Here is a 22475-nt window from a genome sequence, read left to right on the forward strand (position 1 = left end):
ATATTGAAGGGGACGATCAAAAGCTTTGGCGGTAGTATTTAAGAATGTTTTAAATAGATACGAGTGCTGCCTCATGTCAAAGTCAGAAAAAATATTATAGGAGGTAACATATGTTTAAGTTTAAAAAGAATTTCTTAGTTGGATTAACGGCAGCTTTAATGAGTATTAGCTTGTTTTCGGCAACGGCCTCTGCAGCTAGCACAGACTACTGGCAAAATTGGACTGATGGGGGAGGAATGGTTAATTCTGTAAATGGATCTGGCGGGAATTACAGTGTGAATTGGTCTAATACCGGAAATTTCGTTGTTGGTAAAGGTTGGACTACAGGTTCGCCATTTAGGACAATAAACTATAATGCCGGAGTTTGGGCGCCGAATGGCAATGCATATTTGACTTTATATGGTTGGACGAGATCACCGCTTATAGAATATTATGTAGTGGATTCATGGGGGACTTATAGACCTACTGGAACGTATAAAGGTACTGTAAACAGTGATGGGGGTACATATGACATATATACAACTACACGTTATAATGCACCTTCCATTGATGGCGATAAAACTACTTTTACGCAGTACTGGAGTGTTCGCCAGTCGAAGAGACCAACTGGAAGCAACGCTACAATCACTTTCAGCAATCACGTTAACGCATGGAAGAGATATGGGATGAATCTGGGTAGTAATTGGTCTTACCAAGTCTTAGCGACAGAGGGATATCAAAGTAGTGGAAGTTCTAACGTAACAGTGTGGTAACAGATCATCTTTAACCAGGGGTAGCTAACGGGCTGCTGATCGTTCCTTGAGAAGTTTTATAAACATTGTGATTGTGAGTTACTAAGAGGCGACTTTTAGGTGGAATCCTAATATATGCCTCGGGTATCGTAAAAGATTATTAAAATCGTTAGTTATGGTTAACGGTCGTTTTCTATTAGGCGAACGGCCTTGGCATTGCTAGAGGTAGGGTATAACCCATCAGGTTTTATAACTTTCCCTATAATTTTAATGTAATAGTATAAAAATGAGAGCGCTATCAATTCTTTGTTTAACAGCGATATTTTTTAGTCAGCGTGATCTGCTGTTCCAATGAGTTCAAACTCATCTTGTTAACAGTTTGTTTTGATCATGAGAGTTCGAAGCTGATACACAGAAACTTCTAAATAGTCTAATTGATGAATCACTTAAACAAATATCACAAAATTGTGCCCCTGCTGAAGGTTATCCTGTCCCTACTTCGGCTCAGTTTATAGCAGTCAGCTATCATCAAGCCAGTAATGCGTTTGTACAGGCATTGAAAACCCAGCGGACTGATCATACATCTCAAGAACGTATCTACTTTATTGGTCAACCATTGCCAGATGGTTCTTTGATGTTTTTGATTTAACATCAAAATCACCACCGGCGACAAATGACTGTTCTTATGAGACTAGCAGGCGATGGACAACATTTGGTTTAGAACCCCCGCAAATGTATGCAAACTTTTTTATAAAGAAGTTAACTCATGAAGCTGTGTTGATCAATTTTTCCAAAACACGCTCTTTTTTTTATTCACAGCAGAAATAATGTCTGGTAATTTTCTAATTTCTTTTTTAATTGTTTTGATACACACATTAAAATGCTAAAAATTCGTAAGGTGATTTCTTTGAATAATGATCAAAAGTTACTCATTACTCTTCATATATCAATGCCGTGCATGGAATGCTGGTATTGCTCCCTTTATTACTCTCACCTATAAAGATAATGTTGGCATTAGCTTCAATAAAGACAAGTAAACGGTGGGCAATATGGGGAATCACTTAAATTCAGTTTTGTTTCTATTCCCTTTCTTTTGGTTAATAGGGGAACTTTGTTATCCGGAGTCTAATTTTTAAAATGACGTGAAAATCGATGAAGATTTTGAACAATTGGATAACTGGTTAAAAAGGATACATGGTAGGGGGTGCTGATTTGAGCCTCAATCAAAAGACGTTAAACAGTTATGTTTATACTCTGGTATTCTCCAGTTTGTCATATGGTCTAGTCTTTGGCTTGTATATGTTTGTTTATTTAGGATTTATGGCGATCGCCTTAATCACAATAGGTATCATTGCATTCTGCTCTTTTATCACTTACTTAATATTTGCTTTTCCTTTACAATTATTACTAAGAAGAAATTCCAGAAAGGTTCAGTTTGATCTATTTTTTAATTTATACTGCAGTAGCTTTTTTAGCTGTGTTCGTGGTCTGGTTTATTGATTATCCGCCTAGTGCTCTTACAGTGTTCAGGAGCTTAAATTATTACATAATGAGCATTGCTGCTGCGTTAATTTATTGGTTCTGGGATTCCATATGCCTGCAGAAGTAGTTTATCTACAATTTAAATCATATATTTCACAACGTTCACAACAAGTATAAAAGCCGCTGATCCGAACAACAAATACGCAGACCTTGTTTGTTTCTTTGAAAGTGTCTCCACTCCCATTAAAACAAAGAGAAGTGCAACCAATACTTGGAGAGAAAACAAGAGGAAAGCACTTTGATAATATAAAGAATACACGCATAGGATTAAAGCTACACATGAGATCAAAATTTTTGAAGCTTTAAGCAAAGAACCACTCCTAGGAAGTTTTATTAAACCATAACACGGTATGAGCTTTTAGTGGGAGAGGCAAAGGGGTCATGATAAAAGAAGTGTTTTATTTAAAATTGGGGGATTTAACTTGAACATTTTTATTTGAATTGCCATGTTTATCGCTATTTTTGGCGGCTCTTATGCAGGTTACAAAAGGAATGAAAAGAAAGAACAGGAAAAGTAAATGATATAAGTTTATGGAAATGGACTGTGAGATTCTTAAGGAGTATTAAGTTTAATGCTCTTTTCCGTTCTACATCTCCGGCATTCACGTAAGAATACAGCGCTCTTTACAAAGGCTTTTGAATAAACCTAATCGCCTTTGTTGAGGTAATTAGTATTTATTTGTATTGGAATAGAGCGGAAAGAGGATGGTGAGTCAGAAAGCATGGCAGCTGAGAGGGTTTGTAGAGTGGTCTGCTATACTTGTAGACCTGTATCAAAAGCGGTTTAATAATGGAACGGATTTAAAAAGGGGTGAAAAGCTATCAAAACATTAGTTGTGTTATCCAGTTTGATGGGGATTGTGTTATCAATGATTGGACAAATATTTGGTATCCTAACTGATTTCTTTATTCCAGGTATTGCTCGGTTTATAGGGGTTTTAGCGGGTATGCTCGTGTTACTTAGTTTGAAGACAAGAAATACAGAAATGCAGGCTTTTATAGTAGGTTCAAGCACAGCGTTAGGAATAATGGGAGCAGGAATTTTATATGTTCCAGCTGCGATTATCAATGTCATAATTGGTTTCAAGCTAAACAAAAAGTTAAAAGAAGAGAACGTAAGGAGCAGGCCTGAATAGACTGCTTTTTTTTTAGGGCTACCATGGAAAATTGCAGGAATAAAATAATCCTTTTAAAGTGAAGTTTAGATTCAAAATTTTACAGGCTTCTTAGATATTAAACAAAATGGTATGCGGTATGATTATTACTTTGTCAGTTTTTTTGAAGAGAATCATCAGGATATTTGAGAAACTGAGTGTATAAAAAGAAGGCAATCATCAACATTTGCTGCAGAGTGATTTAAATTTTCTGAAAAAGCATTGAAAAAGTGAATAGGATTATATAATATGAAGTCAAGTTAGTTTGTCCAATCAACAAACTAATGAAGGGTGCTTTATTAGTTCCATAAGAAAACTAAATACAAAGGGGGAATAAGAGGCTCGATCCAATTGGAGCTAAACAATATATAACACGAAAGAGTGAATCTTTAAATTCTTTCCCAATTATACGAGATATTACGAAAAAGAATGAATTTACTGTTTGCTGATACAGACCATTTTGGACGATGAAAAATGCTCTGTGAAATTAAACCACTTTGTGATTTTTTGAAAGCGCTTTAATAAAACACTTTCCGGCCGATGTGATTGAGAAATTTTTAAACCATTTCATACGGTTCCTTATTTAATGATCGAAAAGGGAGGAAAAGTCATGATCAGTGAAAATTTAAGGAAGATTAGCATGACTGAAAAAGTTGGTTATGCTTCTGGAGATTTTGCATGTAATTTAATTTATGCAACGGTGTCTACTTATCTTTTGTTCTTCTATACCGATGTATTTGGTTTATCGGCTGCAGCAGCCGGCACCATGTTCTTAGTGGTTAGAATCATTGACGCTCTCGCTGATCCTTTTATTGGAACAATAGTAGACAGAACAAATAGCAAATTTGGACGCTTTCGACCGTATCTTTTATTTGGAGCTTTCCCGTTTGTAGTACTTGCAATACTCTGTTTTACAACTCCAGATTTCTCAGATATGGGGAAATTAATATATGCCTATATTACCTATGTTGGCTTGTCGCTTACATACACAACCATAAACGTTCCATATGGTGCGTTAACTTCTGCAATGACCAGAAATAATCAAGAAGTTGTTAGTATAACATCTGTCCGTATGTTATTTGCGAATCTTGGGGGACTTGTCGTTGCATTTTTTGTTCCCTTATTGGCTGCTTATTTAAGCGATACTTCCGGCAACGAATCTCTTGGCTGGCAGCTAACCATGGGCCTTTTGGGAATGATAGGCGGGTGCCTTTTAATCTTTTGTTTTAAAAGCACAAAAGAGCGTGTCACTCTTCAAAAATCTGAAGAAAAAATTAAATTATCTGATATATTTGAGCAATTTCATGTGAATCGTCCGCTTGTTGTATTAAGTATTTTCTTTATTATAATTTTCGGAGTGAATTCAATAAGTAATTCAGTTGGCATCTATTATGTGACGTATAACTTAGGAAGAGAGGATTTAGTGAAGTGGTACGGTTTGATAGGAAGCTTGCCTGCATTGGTCATTTTACCGTTTATTCCGAGGCTTCATCAATTATTGGGGAAGAAAAAACTACTAAACTATGCATTATTACTGAATATTATCGGCCTCTTAGCTTTACTATTTGTTCCGCCAAGTAATATATATCTAATCCTCTTCTTTCGATTAATTGCTGCTGCTGGAAGTCTTACTGCCGGAGGATACATGTGGGCGCTCATTCCTGAAACAATAGAATATGGAGAGTATAGGACTGGGAAAAGAATGGGTGGGCTCATTTATGCTATTATCGGGTTTTTCTTTAAATTCGGTATGGCATTGGGAGGGATTATACCTGGGCTGGTTCTAGATAAGTTTGGATACGTGGCAAATCAGGCACAAACTCCGGAGGCATTAACGGGAATTTTAATTACAACTACCATTATTCCCGTGTTCTTACTGGTACTAGCCTTGATTGATATTAATTTTTATAATTTAGATGAGAAAAAATATAAAAACATGGTACGAGAATTAGAGAATAGAGATAAAGTGTATTTGGATCATATTGATGATTTCAAGGCTTAAAAAATAATAAGTCAAAAGAAAATAGCTGAGGAGGAGTTCAAATGAAGATTATCAATCCAGTACTTAAAGGATTCAATCCCGATCCAAGTATCTGTAGGGCAGGGGAGGATTATTATATCGCTGTCTCTACATTTGAATGGTTTCCAGGTGTCCAGATACACCATTCAAAAGATTTAGTGAATTGGTGTTTAGTCGCACATCCGTTACAGAGAGTTTCACAATTAGACATGAAAGGAAACCCTAATTCAGGCGGGGTTTGGGCGCCATGTTTAAGTTATAGTGACGGAAAGTTTTGGCTGATCTATACGGATGTTAAGGTAGTAGATGGCGCTTGGAAAGATTGTCATAATTATTTAGTTACTTGTGAAACGATTGATGGTGATTGGGGGGAGCCGATTACATTAAATAGTTCGGGGTTTGATCCTTCTTTGTTCCATGATACGGATGGAAAAAAATATTTATTAAATATGTTATGGGATCAGCGTATTGATCGGCATTCATTTGGAGGAATTGTCATACAGGAGTATTCTGATAAGGAGCGAAAATTAATTGGTAAACCGAAAGTTATATTTAAAGGAACTGATAGAAAACTAACAGAAGCTCCGCACCTTTATCATATTGGGAATTATTATTATTTATTAACTGCAGAAGGAGGAACACGGTTCGAACATGCTGCTACAATTGCCCGTTCTACAAATATTGATGGCCCATATGAAGTTCATCCCGATAATCCAATCTTAACGTCATGGCATGATCCTAGAAATCCACTGCAAAAATGCGGACATGCATCGATTGTTCAAACACATACAGGTGAGTGGTATTTAGCTCATTTAACGGGACGTCCTATTCATCCTGATGATGATTCCATTTTTCAGCAGAGAGGATATTGTCCTTTAGGCAGAGAAACTGCTATTCAAAAACTCTATTGGAGAGATGAATGGCCTTATGTAGCAGGTGGAAAAGAAGGAAGCTTGGAGGTAGAAGCACCTTCTATACCTGAAACAATGTTTGAAGCAACGTACCCGGAAGTTGATGAATTTGAGGATTCAACATTAAATATAAATTTTCAAACTTTAAGGATTCCTTTTACGAATCAATTAGGTTCTTTGACTCAGGTGTCAAATCATTTACGATTATACGGTCATGAATCATTAACCTCGACATTTACTCAGGCATTTGTAGCCAGACGTTGGCAAAGTCTCCATTTTGAAGCGGAAACTGCTGTAGAGTTTTATCCGGAGAATTTTCAACAAGCCGCTGGATTGGTGAACTATTACAATACAGAGAACTGGACGGCTCTTCAAGTCACGCATGATGAAGAACTTGGCCGTATTCTTGAATTAACAATATGTGATAACTTTTCTTTTTCACAACCATTAAAAAATAAAATTGCTATTCCTCGTGAAGTAAAGTATGTATATTTAAGAGTAAATATTGAAAAGGAAAAGTATTATTATTTCTATTCTTTTAACAAAGAAGATTGGCACAAAATTGACATTGCATTGGAATCGAAAAAATTATCTGATGACTACATTCGTGGGGGAGGGTTCTTCACAGGAGCCTTTGTAGGGATGCAATGTCAAGATACCAGTGGTAATCATATTCCGGCCGACTTTAGATATTTTCGCTATAAAGAAAAATAATTTTTGCATGAAAAAAGGAGACTTCTATTTTAGAACTCCTTTTTTCATATTAGAAGGTGTCATATGTAAATATGCCTTCAGAAATACTCCAATTCAGCATTAAAATAACAAAACAAAAAAGCTCATCTTTAAAGATGAGCGAAGAACACAGGGATTTGTATATTTTAATCACAGATTACATTGTAATCATATCTAGAAAATGATCAATAACAATGGAGGACATTCCTAATGCTGGTGCATTTTTTCCTAAGAAAGAAGGTAATAATTCATAGCTATTGCCTAATTGGGAATAAACCCTGGACGACACTTCGCTTCTAATTGAATTTAGTACCATAGGATGCGATTCAATTATGCTGTTTCTTAAAATGATGGCTTGTGGATTGAATGTATTTAGAATATTGGTAAGACCTATTCCTAAATAAAATCCAAAAGTCTGTAATGCATTTAAAGTGCCGATATCATTCAGATGGGCGAGGTCTATAATCTCTTGATAGGACACTTTTTTCTCTTTAGTCTGAAGAGATTTTAATAAAGCCTTCTCTGAGGCATACAATTCCCAGCAACCCCGGTTTCCGCAACTGCATTTAGGACCATTAAAGTCTATTGTCATATGTCCCATTTCTCCGGAGAATCCGCTTATCCCTCTATATAAATCATTATTGATAATAACACCAATCCCTATCCCTGTACTGATACTTGCATATATAATGTTATCGTGATTTTTTGCAGCACCAAATACTTTTTCTCCATATGCGCCAGCATTTGCCTCATTTTCAATAAAAACGGGCACATTGAACTTCTCTTGTATGAAAGATTTTAAGTCAATATCTCTCCAGTTGGAGTTCGGAGTGAAAACAATTTTTTGATTTTTATCAATGAGTCCAGGCACGCATATGCCTATACCAATAAGCCTGTACGGAGATTGTGGCATATGCGTAATAAAGTGATGAATCATTTCAATTAAAATATCTTTGGTTATTTCTGGAGAATTCGATTCCAAATGGTGGTGTTGATCAAGAACGATCGTTCCTTCAAGGTCTGTTAAAATGCCATTAATATAATCCACACCAACATCTATTCCTATGGAGTATCCCGCCTTTTTATTAAAAACAAGCATGACAGGTCTTCTTCCGCCACTTGATTGTCCTTGACCGATTTCAAATACAAGACTTTCTTTCATAAGCGTGTTTACCTGTGATGAAACAGTTGATTTATTTAAACCAGTCATTTCAGATAATTTTGCTCTTGAAATAGGTGAATTTTTAAGAATTTCTTTTAATAATAACTTTTGATTTACTTTTTTGACAAAGGTTTGATCAGCGATATCCACTTCATCCACTCCAATTGTATAAACTTTATATTAAGTTAAATTTTTTCGTTTTCAGTATGAGACATAGTACATAGCTAATCTTACCTTTATTATATCTAATGTGTTCATGAAAAACTTAAAAAAATATTGAAAATACTGATGAGGTTATATAAAATTAAAATAAGTTAGTTTGTTTGAGCAACAAACTAATATGCAACTTACTTACATTATGAAATAAAAATGCTGTATTTGTATGATCATGTTTTGAATTTATTTTTAAGGGGGAAATAAGATGGCTCAAACTCATTCTAGTTCAGTCAACTATTTTGGAAGCGTAAACAAAGTGGTTTACGAAGGGAAAGATTCCACTAATCCTTTAGCATTTAAATATTATAATTCTGAAGAAGTAATCGGCGGAAAAACGATGAAAGAGCATTTGCGATTTTCTATTGCCTATTGGCATACATTTACCGCTGATGGCACAGACGTTTTTGGGGCAGCTACGATGGAAAGACCATGGGATCACTATAAAGGAATGGATCTGGCGAAGGCGAGAGTAGAAGCAGCATTTGAGATGTTTGAAAAACTGGATGCACCATTTTTTGCTTTTCATGACCGAGATGTTGCACCAGAAGGAAATACGTTAAAAGAAACGAATCAAAATTTAGATATCATCGTGGGCATGATTAAAGAATACATGAGCAATAGCAACGTTAAGCTATTATGGAATACTGCAAACATGTTTACGAATCCCCGTTTTGTCCATGGTGCCGCTACTTCCTGCAATGCAGATGTGTTTGCGTATGCTGCAGCACAAGTAAAAAAAGGGTTAGAAACAGCAAAAGAGCTTGGCGCCGAGAACTATGTATTTTGGGGCGGCCGTGAAGGATATGACACATTGTTAAATACCGATTTAAAATTGGAGCTTGATAATTTGGCGAGATTCATGCATATGGCAGTGGATTATGCGAAGGAAATCGGATATACAGGACAGTTTTTGATTGAACCAAAATCAAAAGAGCCGACCACTCATCAATATGATACAGATGCAGCAACAACCATTGCCTTTTTAAAGCAATATGGCTTAGACAATCATTTTAAATTAAATCTCGAAGCCAATCATGCCACATTAGCCGGACATACATTTGAACATGAATTACGCATGGCAAGAGTGCATGGTCTTCTTGGCTCTGTTGACGCGAATCAGGGTGATCCTCTTTTAGGCTGGGATACAGATGAATTTCCGACGGATTTATATTCTACGACATTAGCAATGTACGAAATCCTGCAAAATGGCGGCCTTGGAAGCGGTGGATTAAACTTCGACGCAAAGGTTAGAAGATCTTCTTTTGAGCCTGATGATCTAATATATTCCCATGTTGCGGGGATGGATGCATTTGCAAGAGGATTGAGAGTAGCCCATAAATTGATCGAAGATCGTGTGTTTGATGATGTGATTCAACATCGTTATCGCAGCTTTACTGAAGGAATTGGTCTTGATATTACAGAAGGAAGAGCTAATTTCCATACTCTTGAGCAATATGCGCTTAATAATAAATCAATTCAAAACGAATCAGGAAGACAGGAGCGATTAAAAGCTATATTGAACCAATACATTTTAGAAGTATAACAGATAAAGAGAACCACGATAAAAGACATGATAGCCAAGTTACCTGAGACTGCCCGTCATGATTCCTTACCTTTTGCTTATTGTTATGACGGGTACTTTCTATAATTGGGCTTTATTTTGAGTGAATGGTTTTTTTATAAGGGTAAGGGGTGAAAAAATGAAGTATGTCATTGGAGTAGATCTTGGAACGAGTGCTGTTAAAACGATTTTAGTCAATCAAAACGGAAAGGTTTGTGCAGAAACGTCGAAAAGTTATCCGCTCATTCAAGAGAAGGCAGGGTATAGTGAGCAAAATCCCGAAGACTGGGTGCAGCAAACAATTGATGCATTGGCTGAATTGGTTTCCATATCCAATGTTCAAGCCAAGGATATTGACGGGATAAGTTATTCAGGACAAATGCATGGGTTAGTCCTGCTTGACCAAGACTTAAAGGTGTTGCGTCATGCGATTCTTTGGAATGATACCAGAACGACGCCTCAATGTATCTGGATGACTGAGAATTTTGGCGATTATCTGCTTGACATCACAAAAAACCGAGTTTTAGAAGGGTTTACATTACCTAAAATTTTATGGGTGAAGGAACATGAACCTGAACTTTTTAAAAAAACGGCTGTTTTTTTGCTTCCGAAAGACTATGTGAGATTCCGTATGACTGGTGCCATTCATACCGAATACTCAGATGCAGCAGGAACGTTGCTTTTACATATTACTCGCAAAGAGTGGAGCGATGATATTTGTACTCAATTTGGTATTTCTGCAGATATTTGTCCTCCGCTTGTTGAATCTCATGATTGTGTAGGATCGCTGCTTCCGCACGTTGCGGCGGAGACAGGGCTATTGGAAAAAACAAAAGTGTACGCCGGGGGAGCTGATAATGCTTGCGGTGCTATTGGAGCGGGTATTCTTTCTTCCGAAAAAACACTATGCAGTATTGGGACGTCAGGGGTCATACTTTCCCACGAAGAAGACAAAGAAAGAGACTTTAAAGGAAAAGTGCACTTTTTTAATCATGGAAAAAAGGATTCTTTTTATACAATGGGAGTCACACTCGCTGCAGGGTACAGCTTGGACTGGTTTAAAAGAACATTTGCACCAAACGAATCGTTTGAGCAATTATTGCAGGGAGTGGAATCTATTCCGATAGGAGCCAATGGACTGCTATACGCTCCTTATTTGGTTGGTGAAAGAACGCCACATGCTGATTCTTCTATTCGGGGAAGCTTGATCGGAATGGATGGAGCCCACAAAAGAGAGCATTTTTTGAGGGCAATAATGGAAGGCATCACATTCTCTTTACAGGAATCAATTGAGCTATTCCGCGAAGCGGGAAAATCAGTAAATACTGTTGTTTCTATTGGTGGGGGAGCTAAAAATGAAACGTGGCTGCAAATGCAAGCTGATATTTTCAATGCGAGCGTGATTAAGTTAGAAAATGAACAAGGCCCAGCCATGGGGGCTGCTATGCTAGCTGCTTTTGGAAGTGGGTGGTTTGAATCCCTTGAAGAATGTGCAGAGCAGTTTATTCAAAAGGCTTCTACATTTTATCCCAAGGAACAAAATGTTCAAAAATATAAAACGCTATTCGATTTATATAAGAAAATTTACACTCACACTAAGGATCTCAATACAGCTTTGCAGAGCTTTCGAACAAACTAATGATTAGTGAGGGTCGTTAAGCGTTTATTTTTTCCAGGAGATTAATGAAAGAACGTTTAACGACTCATCATGATCATAAGCCCCCTTTAATCATATAACTACAGTTGCCTCATAGAAGTTTAGGTTTATATATCTGTAAATTGAAAGCGATATCAAAAAAATCATTTAATGCAATTCTATTTATAATCAAAAAACACAAAGCTATTACATTACCAAGCTGAATTTTTAGGGGGATAGCATAGCAGGAAGAATACAAATCGCACGATTTGGTTTTCAAGTAGAAGCTGTTGCCCTTGATTCTGGTTATTTAACAACGCCAATCTGTAAAGGTTTATCTGATCGCCGTATTTTTGGTGTTATCGCACACAGACGTTTTCATCCAACAAGAGGATTGGAAATTTCAGTATGATTCTGAACATGATCATTACATATGTCCAAGTGGTGAGAAGCTTTTATATACGACAACTGATCGAAAAGGTTATAGGTTCTACAAATCAGATCCTAAAAAATGTGCATCGTGTCCTTTCCTTGAAAGCTGCACAAGGTCGAAAAATCATCAAAAAGTGATCTCAAGACACGTGTGGGAAGAACATAAAGAAAAGATCAGACAAAATCGTCTGTCTGCCTCTGGAAAAGAGCTATATAAAACAAGAAAAGAAAAAATAGAGCGAAGCTTTGCAGATTCAAAACAACTGCACGGGCTTCGCTACTGCCGGTTGAGGGGAAAACAGAATGTGAGTGAGCAAGTTCTTCTCACAGCTGCGTGTCAGAACATGAAGAAGATTGCCACACACCTAGCTATGCTAGGTGTGTGGGAGGCCTTTTTCAATAAATTTCATCCATCATCCATACGCTAAAAATAAAAAAGATTGTAGAAAAACATGAGTTTCTCTACAACCTGAAGGTATAAGGCGCAGGCCTTATACCTTTTTTAGTTTCAAATCGGAAGCGATGGCGGAAGCAAGCGTCGATCTCACCGAGATGTCTTCAAAAGACAACCCGAGATGAACGGCAGTTTGGGCAATTTCAGGCCTGATCCCTGATAATGTAGATTTAACGCCCAGCAATTTCAGCGCATCTATCAGATGAAAGAGCTGCTGGGCGACCATCGTATCAATAATGGCCACGCCTGATAGGTCTATATACAGATGAGTCACCTTTTTTGCGGCACACTGAGCAAGCGTATTTTCTATAATCATTTTGGCACGAGCTGTGTCAATGGTCCCGATTAAAGGAAGCAAGGCAACATTGTGAAACAAAACGATGACAGGTGAACTCAATTCATTGATCATTTCTTTTTGCGCCTGAAGCTGATTATTTGTGTTTTTATACATTTCTTCGATGAAAATATGAATAACAAGGTCAAATGCCTTCATAAGCGTATGACTTATATCTTCCGCACTCTCACAATTTGCTTCTTCCTGACGGATAAATGCTTTTACATACGTTAAATACAAGTCTCTGACTCTGACAAACTCCCGAATAATATAATGGATGGGTGTTTTCAAATGCTCCTGATCCTGTGCCACTTGAAATGCCCAATTTTTCAGAGCAGGTAAATAAATATGTTCCTCATCTATAAAAATACGATTTATATGATGGTTAAAAGCTAGATTTTGACTTTTAAGATTCTCAATAATAACAGGATCTGTCGATGCGTAGATGGAGTTTGGATCATTTTCTTCGATGTTTTGATACCAAGTTGAACTGATTTCTTCGGCATGCCGAGACAGATAATCATATAATCGCTTATTTGAAGGCATTCTTATTCCCCCTGTTCTTCATCTCTTATATTATTTGTTTCAATGAATTGCGTTTTTGAAGCCGCTGTAATCTGAAAAATAAGCCGACGGCTCCGGCAGCAAGCCCCGCAATCAAACCGATCCAATATCCGTAAGCTCCGGCGCTTGTATACGTGCCGGTGACGTAACCGACTGGGAGGCCGATAATCCAATAAGAAATAAAAGCAGCCGCCAGCGTATAATTTACATCCTTATATCCTCTGAGCGCTCCCTGAATAGGCGCGGCCACTGCATCAGATAGCTGGAAAAACAGCGCATATATTAAAAAGTGCTGAGTTAAACGCAGGACTTCCGGATCTCCAGTATACATTCCGGCAATCTGCTGTCTGAACAGCAGGATGCAAGCGGCCGTAAATAAAGAAAAACCAACAGCGATCGTAATGCCAAGGTGGCTGTACGTCCGTGCGTCGGCATAGCGTTTTGCTCCCGCTTCAAAGCCGATAACAATCGTTAAGGCCATGGACACACTTAGCGGCAGCATATATAAAAGGGAAGCGAAATTCATCGCCGCTTGATGCGAAGCGATGGTGACAGTGCTGAAATGACCCATCAGCAAAGTGACAGCCGCAAAAATGCTGGTTTCAAAAAAAATCGCAAAGCCGATAGGCAAACCAATAGTAAGAAGTTTTTTGCATTCTGATAATGAGAACATATAGGCCTTGCGGAAAATTGAGAATTCGGCAAACGGAGAAGATGTGTGAATAATAAAAAAGCTGATCCCGCAAATGCACCAATATGTCAGGGCAGAAGCAAGCCCCGCACCGACTCCGCCTAATGCCGGCATCCCGAATTCCCCAAAAATAAACACATAATTCAGTATGAAATTAATCGGCAGCGAACAAAGCGTTATCGCCATTGTAACCTTTGTTTTTCCGAGAGAATCAATAAACGATCTCAAAACCGTATAAACGAATAAAGGAAAAATCCCAAGCGATAAAAACCCTAAAAAATGTTTCGCAATCTCCTGAACATGCTGCTCAAGGTTTAAGCTGCCGAGAATAGGATCAATTACGATATAACCGATCATAATAAGGGAAATGCTCAGAATCGCCGCCACATAAATGGCCTGTATCACGGTAAACGGAACCTCTTTGCGTTTACCGGCGCCAAAAAGCTGTGACACAATCGGCGTGATGGCCATCAGGATTCCGGCAAGCCCCGTATAGACAGGCGTCCAAAGGCTTGAGCCGATGGCAACACCTGCTAAATCAGCGGCGCTGACCTTTCCTGACATGACGGTATCTAAAAATGTAATAAGAGAAAGGCCGACTTGAGTAATTAAAATCGGAATTAAAATGTGAATCAGCTGCTTAACTTTCTGATTGATAGTTGTTGTTTCTCTCATTATTCGTTCCCCGTTTCTTTAACATAACGAGAGAAATTATAACATTTTATGTATAAAAAGCAATGAGCCCCTGACCTAATCTTTCTTTGGCGGCTTCGTTTTTTTAAACATTTGGGCATAAATAAAAGAAAGAGCTATGATCCCGAGGAAGGTGCAAGTATATTGAACAATTCTTTCGATTTCCATGCTTAAGACAGCCTCCTTTCACAAATAGGATGCGCACCATATTGATAAGCATGCGTGAAAGAGAAAATTTGACAAGGAGAGATGGTTTTGGCAATGCGAAACGAACAGATGACTGAACATATGTTTAAAACTCAAATACAAACCTATTTGGAACAGATTCTTGAGGATACGTCTGTTATATTGCGGACACTCAACGAAAAGGACCAATGCCTTTTATGTGAACTGGATGATCTCGGACATACATTTCAAGACATGCAAGCGATTGCTTCGTCCTTTTATTTACAGGCTTATATGGAACACTTTACACCTTCTTTTACAGAGCTTGCGAAAGCCATTCAGCATCTTGCTGACGAGAAGCATGGTGCATTAATTGTGATTGAAAGAGGGGATGCCCTTGACGGCTTTATCCAAAAAGGGACATCACTACATGCAGAAATCAGTGCATCCTTAATTGAAAGCATTTTTTACCCTGGCAATCCGCTTCATGACGGAGCACTGCTCGTGAAAGAAAACAAGCTTATTTCGGCGGCAAATGTGCTTCCTTTAACAACTAAAACAGTAGATATCCACCTCGGAACACGTCACAGGGCGGCTCTTGGGCTTTCAGGTTTTACCGATGCGCTTGTTCTTGTTGTGTCTGAAGAAACAGGAAAAATGTCTTTCGCCAAGGACGGCGTACTGTACCCGCTTATCTCACCGAGATGACTGTGCACATAAAAAATAATGAAATGTTCCCGGACATGTCATTCACATGAAACAAAAGACCTGATTTTCACCCTTTTTACAGCATTCTCTCTGTATTGAATGCTGTTTTTCATGAAAACAGCTATCTAAACGTAGTAAAAAAGTTACATACGTTTAATATTAATTAAGTTAAATACTTTACCTATATAAGTAATTGTAGTACTGTGTAAAATATTACATACATTTAGAAGGAAGGGAGCAGATGACATGGCTAAGGTATTAATGATCAATTTTCCGGGTGAAGGCCATATCAATCCGTCATTAGGCATTATAAAAGAGCTGAAATCCAGAGGAGAAACGATTACCTATTACGCAGTAAAGGAATATGAAGAAAAAATCACCGGGCTTGGTGTAGAATACCGTGAATATAGCGATTTTCGCGACGATACCTTTGGAAAGAATAAAACCGGAGATGAAGGGGGAGATGTCACTGAACTGCTCTACCATCTTCTAAAAGAATGCGGGGATATAGCCTCTCGTATTTATGAAGAAGTAAAGCATGAATCATATGATTATGTGTTGTATGACCATCATTTCATAGCGGGAAAAATAGTGTCTAATTTGCTGAAGCTGCCGAAATTTTCATTATGCTCAACTTTCGCTATGAACGAGGAATTTGTGAAGCAAATCAGTCAGTTTAACCTCAACTCGCCAATGGAGGAATCTCCTTATTATTCATCCTATCAAGAGATTGTCCGAACATTAAATGCCGATTTTGCAGCGGGAATCAACAAGCCGTTTGATATCTTTTCTTGCGAAGGGGACTTGACCATTGTCTTTACTTCAAAAGAATTCCAGCCAAATGCTGTTGAATTTGGAGAGAACTATCTATTTGTAGGTCCTTCAATTGCCGACCGTCCAGGAAACTTTGATTTCCCATTTGAAGAGATAGAAAATGAAAATGTTCTGTTTATATCTATGGGAACCATTTTCAATAATCAAAAAGAGTTTTTTAATCAATGTTTAGAGGCATGTAAAGGCTTTGAGGGCAAGGTAGTGTTAGCAATCGGCAAGCAGCTCAAACAAAGCGATCTGAACGAAATTCCCGAAAATTTTATTGTGAAGCCTTATGTTCCTCAGCTTGAAATATTAAAAAGGGCGAATCTGTTTATTACTCACGGGGGGATGAACAGTACAAGCGAGGGTTTGTATTACAAAACGCCGCTGATTGTGATCCCTATGGGAGCAGACCAGTTTATGGTGGCCAGTCAAGTTGAAAAAGTAGGTGCGGGAAAGGTTTTGAAAAAAGAAAACGTATCTGTTGAAGTGTTACAAGAAACCATTGAACAAGTCACAGCAAACGCCCGCTATTCAGAAAAAGCAAACGAAATCGGAGAATCGCTGATAGCAGCCGGAGGCTCTAAGCGTGCTGCAGATTGCATTCTAGAGCAAGTCAAAACAAGCACGCAAACAGCAGATATGTAATGAACCAGCCTGTTTCATGAAAATGAAGCAGGCTTTTTTTATTGCTCTGAATGAGATATTTCGTCATAAAAACGGTTTTAAGGAGGATTTTGCAATCTGTTGGAGAATTGTATGTGAAACAGTCAGCAGAGGGGGAAAACCGTTTCTCTCATTAAAAGCTTTACCTTGATTAGATAGAAAGTAACAAATTACAGCATGAATATCCAAATAGTTCCAAAGTCTTTTGAGCGTGAAGTTCCTTTTCTGTAAAATAAGCGGTGTTGTTGTGAGAGTGATACGGTCACCTGAGACTGAAACGTCGCCAATCTATTGTGAAGTTGTTGATAAAACTGAATAAGTGCCGATAAAAAAGAAGATGGCCTTTTTTAGCAGTTCTTATTTTTGAATCCAGCGTTATAACAGAAAAATAGGAGGTTGATCGGAAATATGAAAAAAACAATAGTAGCCGGAATGGCCGCTACTGCTGTCGTCGGCTCATCTATGGTTGTGGCTCCTGTGGAAGCAAAAACCATCAAGGTGAAAAGCGGTGACTCTTTATGGAAGCTTTCGCGCCAGTATAATACGAGTATTGCAGCTCTACAATCCGAAAACCAGTTGAAAACGAGCATGCTGTATGCCGGGCAGAGCTTAAAAATACCTGAGAGCGGAAAGAAAAGCACGTCATCACCAAAAAGCACAAACAAAACATCAAGCTACACAGTTACATACGGCGATTCGTTGTGGATGATTGCCAAAAACCACAATATGAGTATCTCTGAGCTAAAAAGTTTAAACAGCCTGAGCAGTGATTTAATCCGTCCCGGACAAAAGCTGAAAATCAAGGGGACAAGCTCAAAGGAATCTTCAAGCGATTCGAGTGAAAAAACAAATAACAGTTCAAATTCCTCAAGTTCCAAAAACGGAACTTATACAGTAAAACTCGGCGATTCGTTGTGGAAGATCGCTAATCAGTTACATATGACGGTTGCCGAATTAAAAACATTAAACGGCTTAAAGTCAGATACCCTTTATCCGAAGCAAGTGTTAAAAGTTAAAGGGACAAGCTCATCAAACAGCGGGAGCAGCGGGTCGAAAAAGCCCCCAGCCTCAGGTAATGATACTGTAAAAACATCTACATACAAGGTCAAATCAGGCGATTCTCTTTGGAAGATTGCCAATCAGCTGGGAATAACCGTTCAAAGCATCAGGGAAAAAAACAATTTGTCCTCAGATGTACTGCAAATCGGACAGGTTCTGACCGTTTCAGGGACATCAAAATCAAACGGTTCTGATAAAACTACAGATCATACAACAACAGATAAATCGGACTCAAATGTGCAAATAGGTTCAAAGATTGACAGAATGATAACTGAAGCAAAAAAATATGTCGGAGTTCCGTACCGCTGGGGCGGCAACACGCCAGCGGGTTTTGACTGTAGCGGTTATATTTATTATCTCATTAATAAAGTATCCTCTGTTTCCAGGTTAAGCACTGCGGGATATTGGAATACGATGCAGAAAGTCAGCCAGCCATCTGTCGGAGACTTTGTCTTTTTTACAACATATAAATCGGGTCCTTCTCATATGGGGGTTTATCTAGGCAGCGGTAATTTTATTCATGCAAGCTCATCAGGCGTAGAGATTTCAAATTTGAGCAACTCATATTGGAAGCCGCGCTACTTGGGAGCCAGAAGTTATTTTTAAAAAAAGCCTTTAAGGCTTTTTTTCTTGTTTATTCCGTGAATCCTTTGACCAGACTGTATGAAAAAACAAGGGGGAGACAGCATGCATCGTCTTTTACTGCTTATCATGCTGGGGGCACTGGGACTTGGCGGGTGCAGACAAGGGGGAGCCTCAGATCACCCAAACACTAAGCCTGATAGTAAAGCGATTGAAACGTCGGCATTTCTTTACGACGTACAGCTGGTCAATTCGAAAGGCAAGAAAATCGGCTTTATTGAAATAAAAGAGTCGGACGAAGAAGGCTTAGATTTTCATATCTCAGCAACCCAGCTTCCCCCGGGCGCTTCCCTTGGATTTCACATTCATGAAAAGGGAACTTGCGTGAAGCCGGATTTTGAATCGGCGGGAGGACCGTTTAATCCGCTTAATAAAGAACACGGTTTTAACAACCCAATGGGGCATCACGCCGGTGATCTGCCCAACCTTGAAGTCGGTGCCAACGGAAAAGTGGATGTGATTATGAATGCGCCCGAAACTTCTTTAAAGGAAGGAAGTAAGCTCAATATCCTTGATAAGGACGGAAGCGCATTTGTGATTCATGAACAGGCGGATGATTATTTAACCAATCCGAGCGGAAATTCAGGGGACCGGATCGTGTGCGGAGCACTCTCAGGCAACACTAAAAAACAATAATTGGCACAGCCCTTTTGTATTGAGAATACAAGGGCTTTTTTAGTATACTCGTTAAAGGAATATGAATTGGAAAGGAAACCTATCTATGACATCTCAATTGCAGCATCTATCATTTCCGGAAGACATTCAAAACAAGCTTTTATCATATAAAAAACAGACGATCCCTCAAGAATTTCAGACACTTATCGGGTCATCAGGCTATGCAGCAGAGGATGAAGCGATTTTGTTTGATGCGATAATCTCTTTAGCTCTGGGAAAAAACATCTTATTAAAAGGCCCTACCGGTTCAGGTAAAACAAAGCTTGCTGAAACGCTGTCCAGCTATTTCAACAAACCGATGCACAGTGTAAACTGTTCGGTTGATCTTGACGCTGAAGCTCTTGTCGGCTACAAAACCATCGAAAACGAATCAGGACAGGCAACGATTGAGTTTGTTTCAGGGCCTGTGACAACAGCGATGAACGAAGGGCATTTTCTCTATATAGATGAGATTAATATGGCAAAGCCGGAAACGCTTCCGATTTTAAACGGCGTGTTGGATTACAGAAAAATGATGACCAATCCGTTCACGGGAGAAGTGATTCGGGCAAAAGAAGGTTTCGGCGTAATTGCCGCAATCAATGAAGGCTATGTCGGTACAGTGCCCCTGAACGAAGCATTGAAAAACCGTTTTGTCATCATAGACGTTCCTTATATTAAAGGTGACTTGCTGAAGCAAGTGCTGACAGCGCAGTCAGCTTTAAAAGATGAACTACTGATCAACAGGTTTATTACGCTTTCTTCCGATTTGATCGTTCAAGCTCATAACGGCCAGGTATCCGAGGAAGCGGCATCTATCAGAGCTTTGATTGATACATGTGACTTAGCGGCTTATATTCCGCCTCTTCGGGCTATCGAAAGAGGAATTGTGGAAAAGCTTGACGATGACCGCGAAAAAGCAGCGGTTCGTAATATCGCAGAAACTCTGTTTGAATGAGGGTAAAGAGATGAAGTTTATTAAGTTTAATGACAGCACCATAGATTCGTTTTTGTTTATGATGCTGACCGACCTGGCTAAAACACTTACCAAAAGCGAAGAAGTCGAAGTCGAATACGGAGTCCAGTCTTATTACAATCCATTCGAAAAGAAAATCTATATGAGCCATTTTTGGAAAGACAGAGCAGCTGAGGATATGGAAGCGGGGCTGAAAAGCGACGTCTATTTGCGCTCAATCGGAACGAATTACAGTTCGTACCATGAGTTTGCAAGCCTTTTGGAGTTTGCGCATCATCATATTTCTCATAAGAGCTTTGCGAAACAGCTGTTTATGCTGCTTGAGGATATGAGAATTGAAGAGCTCATTAAACATGAGCGCCCCGGAACTAAGCGGATCTTTTCGAAAAGAAGAAACATGTACAGAAAATACTTCACGACACAGCTGACATTAAATTTAGAACGAAGCATTTTTACCGATGCATTATTTTGTGCCTTATATGTCAAGCTGACAGCAGAGTCACCGCTGGAAGGCATTCCTGCCATGCGTGAAGATATTGATCTGATGATACCTTTTATAGAAAGCCGGCTGATCCGTGTATACGAAGCAGAATCCACAAGCCAGGTATTAAACGTTGTCAAAGAAATTATGGACGGATTGGAAGAAGTGCTGGATAAGGACATGCTGAACACCTATTTCTTTCTTCCTGAGCTTGATTATGAGCAAGCCGCGGAGCAGCCGTTATTTGAAGATATAAAAACAGCGCCGAAATTGAGCGATGATCTCAAGCTTCCGAAAAAGTCGGATGGCGATGAGGACATTCATGAAGAGGAAATGCCGACGTGGCATCGTGAAACCGAGGCGCCCTCTAAAAGTTTTCTGCAATTTGATATTGAACACGGGGCGAAATCAGACTTGGGGAAAGACGCCGCCAGAGAAGGGGATGACGGGGATCAGGCCCTTGGTTCTGTTCAAGGTTCAGCCCAAGAGACAAAAAGAAAAGACTACTCCAAGCTGGAGGCGCTGGAATCAAGAAAAGACGAACCGAACGGGGGCAGCCTGACGGACGGAAAAGAAAACAGATTCGCCTTTCCGATTTATAAAGAGCCGAAGCCTGTTTCCCGGGAAGAGGAGCTTAATTATAAGCAGCAAACGAAGTCGATTGAATCGTATCAAAAGCGGCTGAAGCAAATGATTCAAAAAACGCTTGAGCATAAAAAGACGCTTCCCCGGACAGATTTACATGCGGGCCGTCTGAATAATAAGCTGCTTCGATATTTTACAGAGCGCAATCCACGTCTTTTCTATAAAAAGCAGGAGCCGTCTTCTGAAATTGATGCCGTATTTACATTGCTTGTCGATTGTTCTGCAAGTATGTTTGATAAAATGGAGGAAACGAAACGGGGAATCGTGTTGTTTCATGAAGCATTGAAATCCGTATCCGTTCCGCATCAGATTGTCGGTTTTTGGGAGGACACGAACGATGCGACCGAAACCAGCCAGCCGAACTATTTTAATACGGTAATTCCTTTTCAGGATTCCCTGCAAAAAGGAGCGGGGCCTGCCATTATGCAGCTCGAACCGGAGGAAGACAACAGGGACGGCTACGCCATCAGGCAAATGACCAAACAGGTTTTACAGCGCCGCGAAGCGCAAAAATTTTTACTGGTCTTTTCTGACGGAGAACCGGCTGCGTTCGGTTATGAACAAAACGGAATTGTGGATACGAGTGAAGCGGTCATTGAAGCAAGAAAAAGAGGGATAGAAGTGATTAATGTGTTTCTGTCCAACACTGAAATTGAAGAGTCCCAAATGAAAACCATTCAGGATATGTACGGAAAATACAGTATTTTCGTTCCGGATGTAGACCAGCTTCCGGATGTGCTCTATCCGCTCTTGAAAAAATTGCTCCATAAAAGCATAGGATAGCCGTTATTCTATGCTTTTTTGCTTTTATTTTATGAATGATTTAAATT

16 protein-coding genes and 3 pseudogenes are annotated in these 22475 nt (G+C 39.0%); 15 read left to right on the top strand and 4 right to left on the bottom strand.

Annotated features, from left to right (window positions below; genetic code table 11):
• Positions 1 to 110 precede the first annotated feature (110 nt).
• From xynA to GXP75_RS19510, 3 genes and pseudogenes are all read left to right on the top strand, one after another.
• On the top strand, positions 111 to 752 hold the full coding sequence (xynA, locus tag GXP75_RS19500; RefSeq protein ID WP_063638434.1) for an endo-1,4-beta-xylanase XynA: 642 nt from the start codon (positions 111 to 113) through the stop codon (positions 750 to 752).
• A gap of 448 nt (positions 753 to 1200) precedes the next feature.
• A pseudogene (locus GXP75_RS19505) lies at positions 1201 to 1377 on the top strand (DinB family protein); the annotation flags it as partial.
• Between the two features lie 566 nt (positions 1378 to 1943).
• Positions 1944 to 2340 (top strand): annotated as a pseudogene (locus tag GXP75_RS19510) (UPF0715 family protein).
• Positions 2341 to 2352: 12 nt separating this feature from the next.
• Here the strand turns inward: GXP75_RS19510 and GXP75_RS19515 are convergent.
• On the bottom strand, positions 2353 to 2583 hold the full coding sequence (locus GXP75_RS19515) for a hypothetical protein (RefSeq protein WP_242557667.1): 231 nt from the start codon (positions 2581 to 2583) through the stop codon (positions 2353 to 2355).
• Between the two features lie 541 nt (positions 2584 to 3124).
• On the opposite strand from GXP75_RS19515, the gene GXP75_RS19520 reads away from it, so the two are divergent.
• The 3 genes from GXP75_RS19520 (at position 3125) to xynB (ending at position 7072) form a co-directional block, all read left to right on the top strand.
• Positions 3125 to 3409 carry a permease gene (locus tag GXP75_RS19520; protein ID WP_242557668.1) on the top strand — a complete coding sequence of 95 codons (285 nt, stop codon included), beginning with the start codon at positions 3125 to 3127 and terminating at the stop codon, positions 3407 to 3409.
• Positions 3410 to 4037: 628 nt separating this feature from the next.
• Entirely contained in the window at positions 4038 to 5429 is a 1392-nt protein-coding gene (locus GXP75_RS19525; RefSeq protein ID WP_061573091.1) for an MFS transporter, read from the top strand.
• 41 nt (positions 5430 to 5470) lie between these two features.
• Complete coding sequence (gene xynB, locus GXP75_RS19530; protein ID WP_242557669.1) at positions 5471 to 7072, top strand: xylan 1,4-beta-xylosidase; 1602 nt, start codon at positions 5471 to 5473, stop codon at positions 7070 to 7072.
• 175 nt (positions 7073 to 7247) lie between these two features.
• Here xynB and xylR read toward each other — a convergent pair whose 3' ends face one another.
• On the bottom strand, positions 7248 to 8402 hold the full coding sequence (xylR, locus tag GXP75_RS19535; RefSeq protein WP_063638431.1) for a transcriptional repressor XylR: 1155 nt from the start codon (positions 8400 to 8402) through the stop codon (positions 7248 to 7250).
• Between the two features lie 271 nt (positions 8403 to 8673).
• On the opposite strand from xylR, the gene xylA reads away from it, so the two are divergent.
• From xylA to GXP75_RS19550, 3 genes and pseudogenes are all read left to right on the top strand, one after another.
• Positions 8674 to 10011: a xylose isomerase gene (gene xylA, locus GXP75_RS19540; protein WP_242557670.1), complete on the top strand. Its 1338-nt coding sequence runs from the start codon at positions 8674 to 8676 to the stop codon at positions 10009 to 10011.
• A gap of 157 nt (positions 10012 to 10168) precedes the next feature.
• Positions 10169 to 11668, top strand: coding sequence for a xylulokinase (xylB, locus tag GXP75_RS19545; protein WP_242557712.1), 1500 nt, complete (start codon positions 10169 to 10171; stop codon positions 11666 to 11668).
• Positions 11669 to 11921: 253 nt separating this feature from the next.
• Positions 11922 to 12525 (top strand): annotated as a pseudogene (locus GXP75_RS19550) (transposase); the annotation flags it as partial.
• A 63-nt stretch (positions 12526 to 12588) separates the two neighbouring features.
• Here the strand turns inward: GXP75_RS19550 and GXP75_RS19555 are convergent.
• Together GXP75_RS19555 and GXP75_RS19560 are read right to left on the bottom strand one after the other, a co-directional pair.
• Positions 12589 to 13431: an STAS domain-containing protein gene (locus GXP75_RS19555; RefSeq protein WP_214918493.1), complete on the bottom strand. Its 843-nt coding sequence runs from the start codon at positions 13429 to 13431 to the stop codon at positions 12589 to 12591.
• A gap of 25 nt (positions 13432 to 13456) precedes the next feature.
• On the bottom strand, positions 13457 to 14815 hold the full coding sequence (locus GXP75_RS19560; protein ID WP_242557671.1) for an MATE family efflux transporter: 1359 nt from the start codon (positions 14813 to 14815) through the stop codon (positions 13457 to 13459).
• A 279-nt stretch (positions 14816 to 15094) separates the two neighbouring features.
• On the opposite strand from GXP75_RS19560, the gene cdaS reads away from it, so the two are divergent.
• From cdaS to GXP75_RS19590, 6 genes are all read left to right on the top strand, one after another.
• Positions 15095 to 15706 (top strand): sporulation-specific diadenylate cyclase CdaS, encoded by a 612-nt coding sequence (gene cdaS, locus GXP75_RS19565; protein ID WP_396022498.1) that lies wholly within the window; start codon positions 15095 to 15097, stop codon positions 15704 to 15706.
• A gap of 246 nt (positions 15707 to 15952) precedes the next feature.
• Positions 15953 to 17170 (top strand): macrolide family glycosyltransferase, encoded by a 1218-nt coding sequence (locus tag GXP75_RS19570; RefSeq protein WP_214918497.1) that lies wholly within the window; start codon positions 15953 to 15955, stop codon positions 17168 to 17170.
• A gap of 426 nt (positions 17171 to 17596) precedes the next feature.
• A complete protein-coding gene (locus GXP75_RS19575; protein WP_242557672.1) occupies positions 17597 to 18853 on the top strand; it encodes a C40 family peptidase in 1257 nt (418 codons plus the stop codon).
• Positions 18854 to 18934: 81 nt separating this feature from the next.
• Positions 18935 to 19525: a superoxide dismutase family protein gene (locus tag GXP75_RS19580; protein ID WP_061573100.1), complete on the top strand. Its 591-nt coding sequence runs from the start codon at positions 18935 to 18937 to the stop codon at positions 19523 to 19525.
• A gap of 61 nt (positions 19526 to 19586) precedes the next feature.
• A complete protein-coding gene (locus GXP75_RS19585; RefSeq protein ID WP_214918501.1) occupies positions 19587 to 20501 on the top strand; it encodes an AAA family ATPase in 915 nt (304 codons plus the stop codon).
• Between the two features lie 10 nt (positions 20502 to 20511).
• Positions 20512 to 22428: a vWA domain-containing protein gene (locus GXP75_RS19590; RefSeq protein ID WP_242557673.1), complete on the top strand. Its 1917-nt coding sequence runs from the start codon at positions 20512 to 20514 to the stop codon at positions 22426 to 22428.
• Positions 22429 to 22475 lie beyond the last annotated feature (47 nt).

Origin of the sequence: Bacillus sp. HU-1818, assembly GCF_022695965.1 — a bacterium.
Taxonomy (GTDB): Bacteria; Bacillota; Bacilli; order Bacillales; family Bacillaceae; genus Bacillus; species Bacillus atrophaeus.

Excerpts from the sequence above, each read along its gene's own strand:
- xynA (WP_063638434.1), top strand. The coding sequence starts at position 111 with ATGTTTAAGTTTAAAAAGAATTTCTTAGTTGGATTAACGGCAGCTTTA.
- GXP75_RS19520 (WP_242557668.1), top strand. The coding sequence starts at position 3,125 with ATGGGGATTGTGTTATCAATGATTGGACAAATATTTGGTATCCTAACT.
- GXP75_RS19525 (WP_061573091.1), top strand. The coding sequence starts at position 4,038 with ATGATCAGTGAAAATTTAAGGAAGATTAGCATGACTGAAAAAGTTGGT.
- xynB (WP_242557669.1), top strand. The coding sequence starts at position 5,471 with ATGAAGATTATCAATCCAGTACTTAAAGGATTCAATCCCGATCCAAGT.
- xylA (WP_242557670.1), top strand. The coding sequence starts at position 8,674 with ATGGCTCAAACTCATTCTAGTTCAGTCAACTATTTTGGAAGCGTAAAC.
- xylB (WP_242557712.1), top strand. The coding sequence starts at position 10,169 with ATGAAGTATGTCATTGGAGTAGATCTTGGAACGAGTGCTGTTAAAACG.
- GXP75_RS19555 (WP_214918493.1), bottom strand. The coding sequence starts at position 13,431 with ATGCCTTCAAATAAGCGATTATATGATTATCTGTCTCGGCATGCCGAA.
- GXP75_RS19560 (WP_242557671.1), bottom strand. The coding sequence starts at position 14,815 with ATGAGAGAAACAACAACTATCAATCAGAAAGTTAAGCAGCTGATTCAC.
- cdaS (WP_396022498.1), top strand. The coding sequence starts at position 15,095 with ATGCGAAACGAACAGATGACTGAACATATGTTTAAAACTCAAATACAA.
- GXP75_RS19570 (WP_214918497.1), top strand. The coding sequence starts at position 15,953 with ATGGCTAAGGTATTAATGATCAATTTTCCGGGTGAAGGCCATATCAAT.
- GXP75_RS19575 (WP_242557672.1), top strand. The coding sequence starts at position 17,597 with ATGAAAAAAACAATAGTAGCCGGAATGGCCGCTACTGCTGTCGTCGGC.
- GXP75_RS19580 (WP_061573100.1), top strand. The coding sequence starts at position 18,935 with ATGCATCGTCTTTTACTGCTTATCATGCTGGGGGCACTGGGACTTGGC.
- GXP75_RS19585 (WP_214918501.1), top strand. The coding sequence starts at position 19,587 with ATGAATTGGAAAGGAAACCTATCTATGACATCTCAATTGCAGCATCTA.
- GXP75_RS19590 (WP_242557673.1), top strand. The coding sequence starts at position 20,512 with ATGAAGTTTATTAAGTTTAATGACAGCACCATAGATTCGTTTTTGTTT.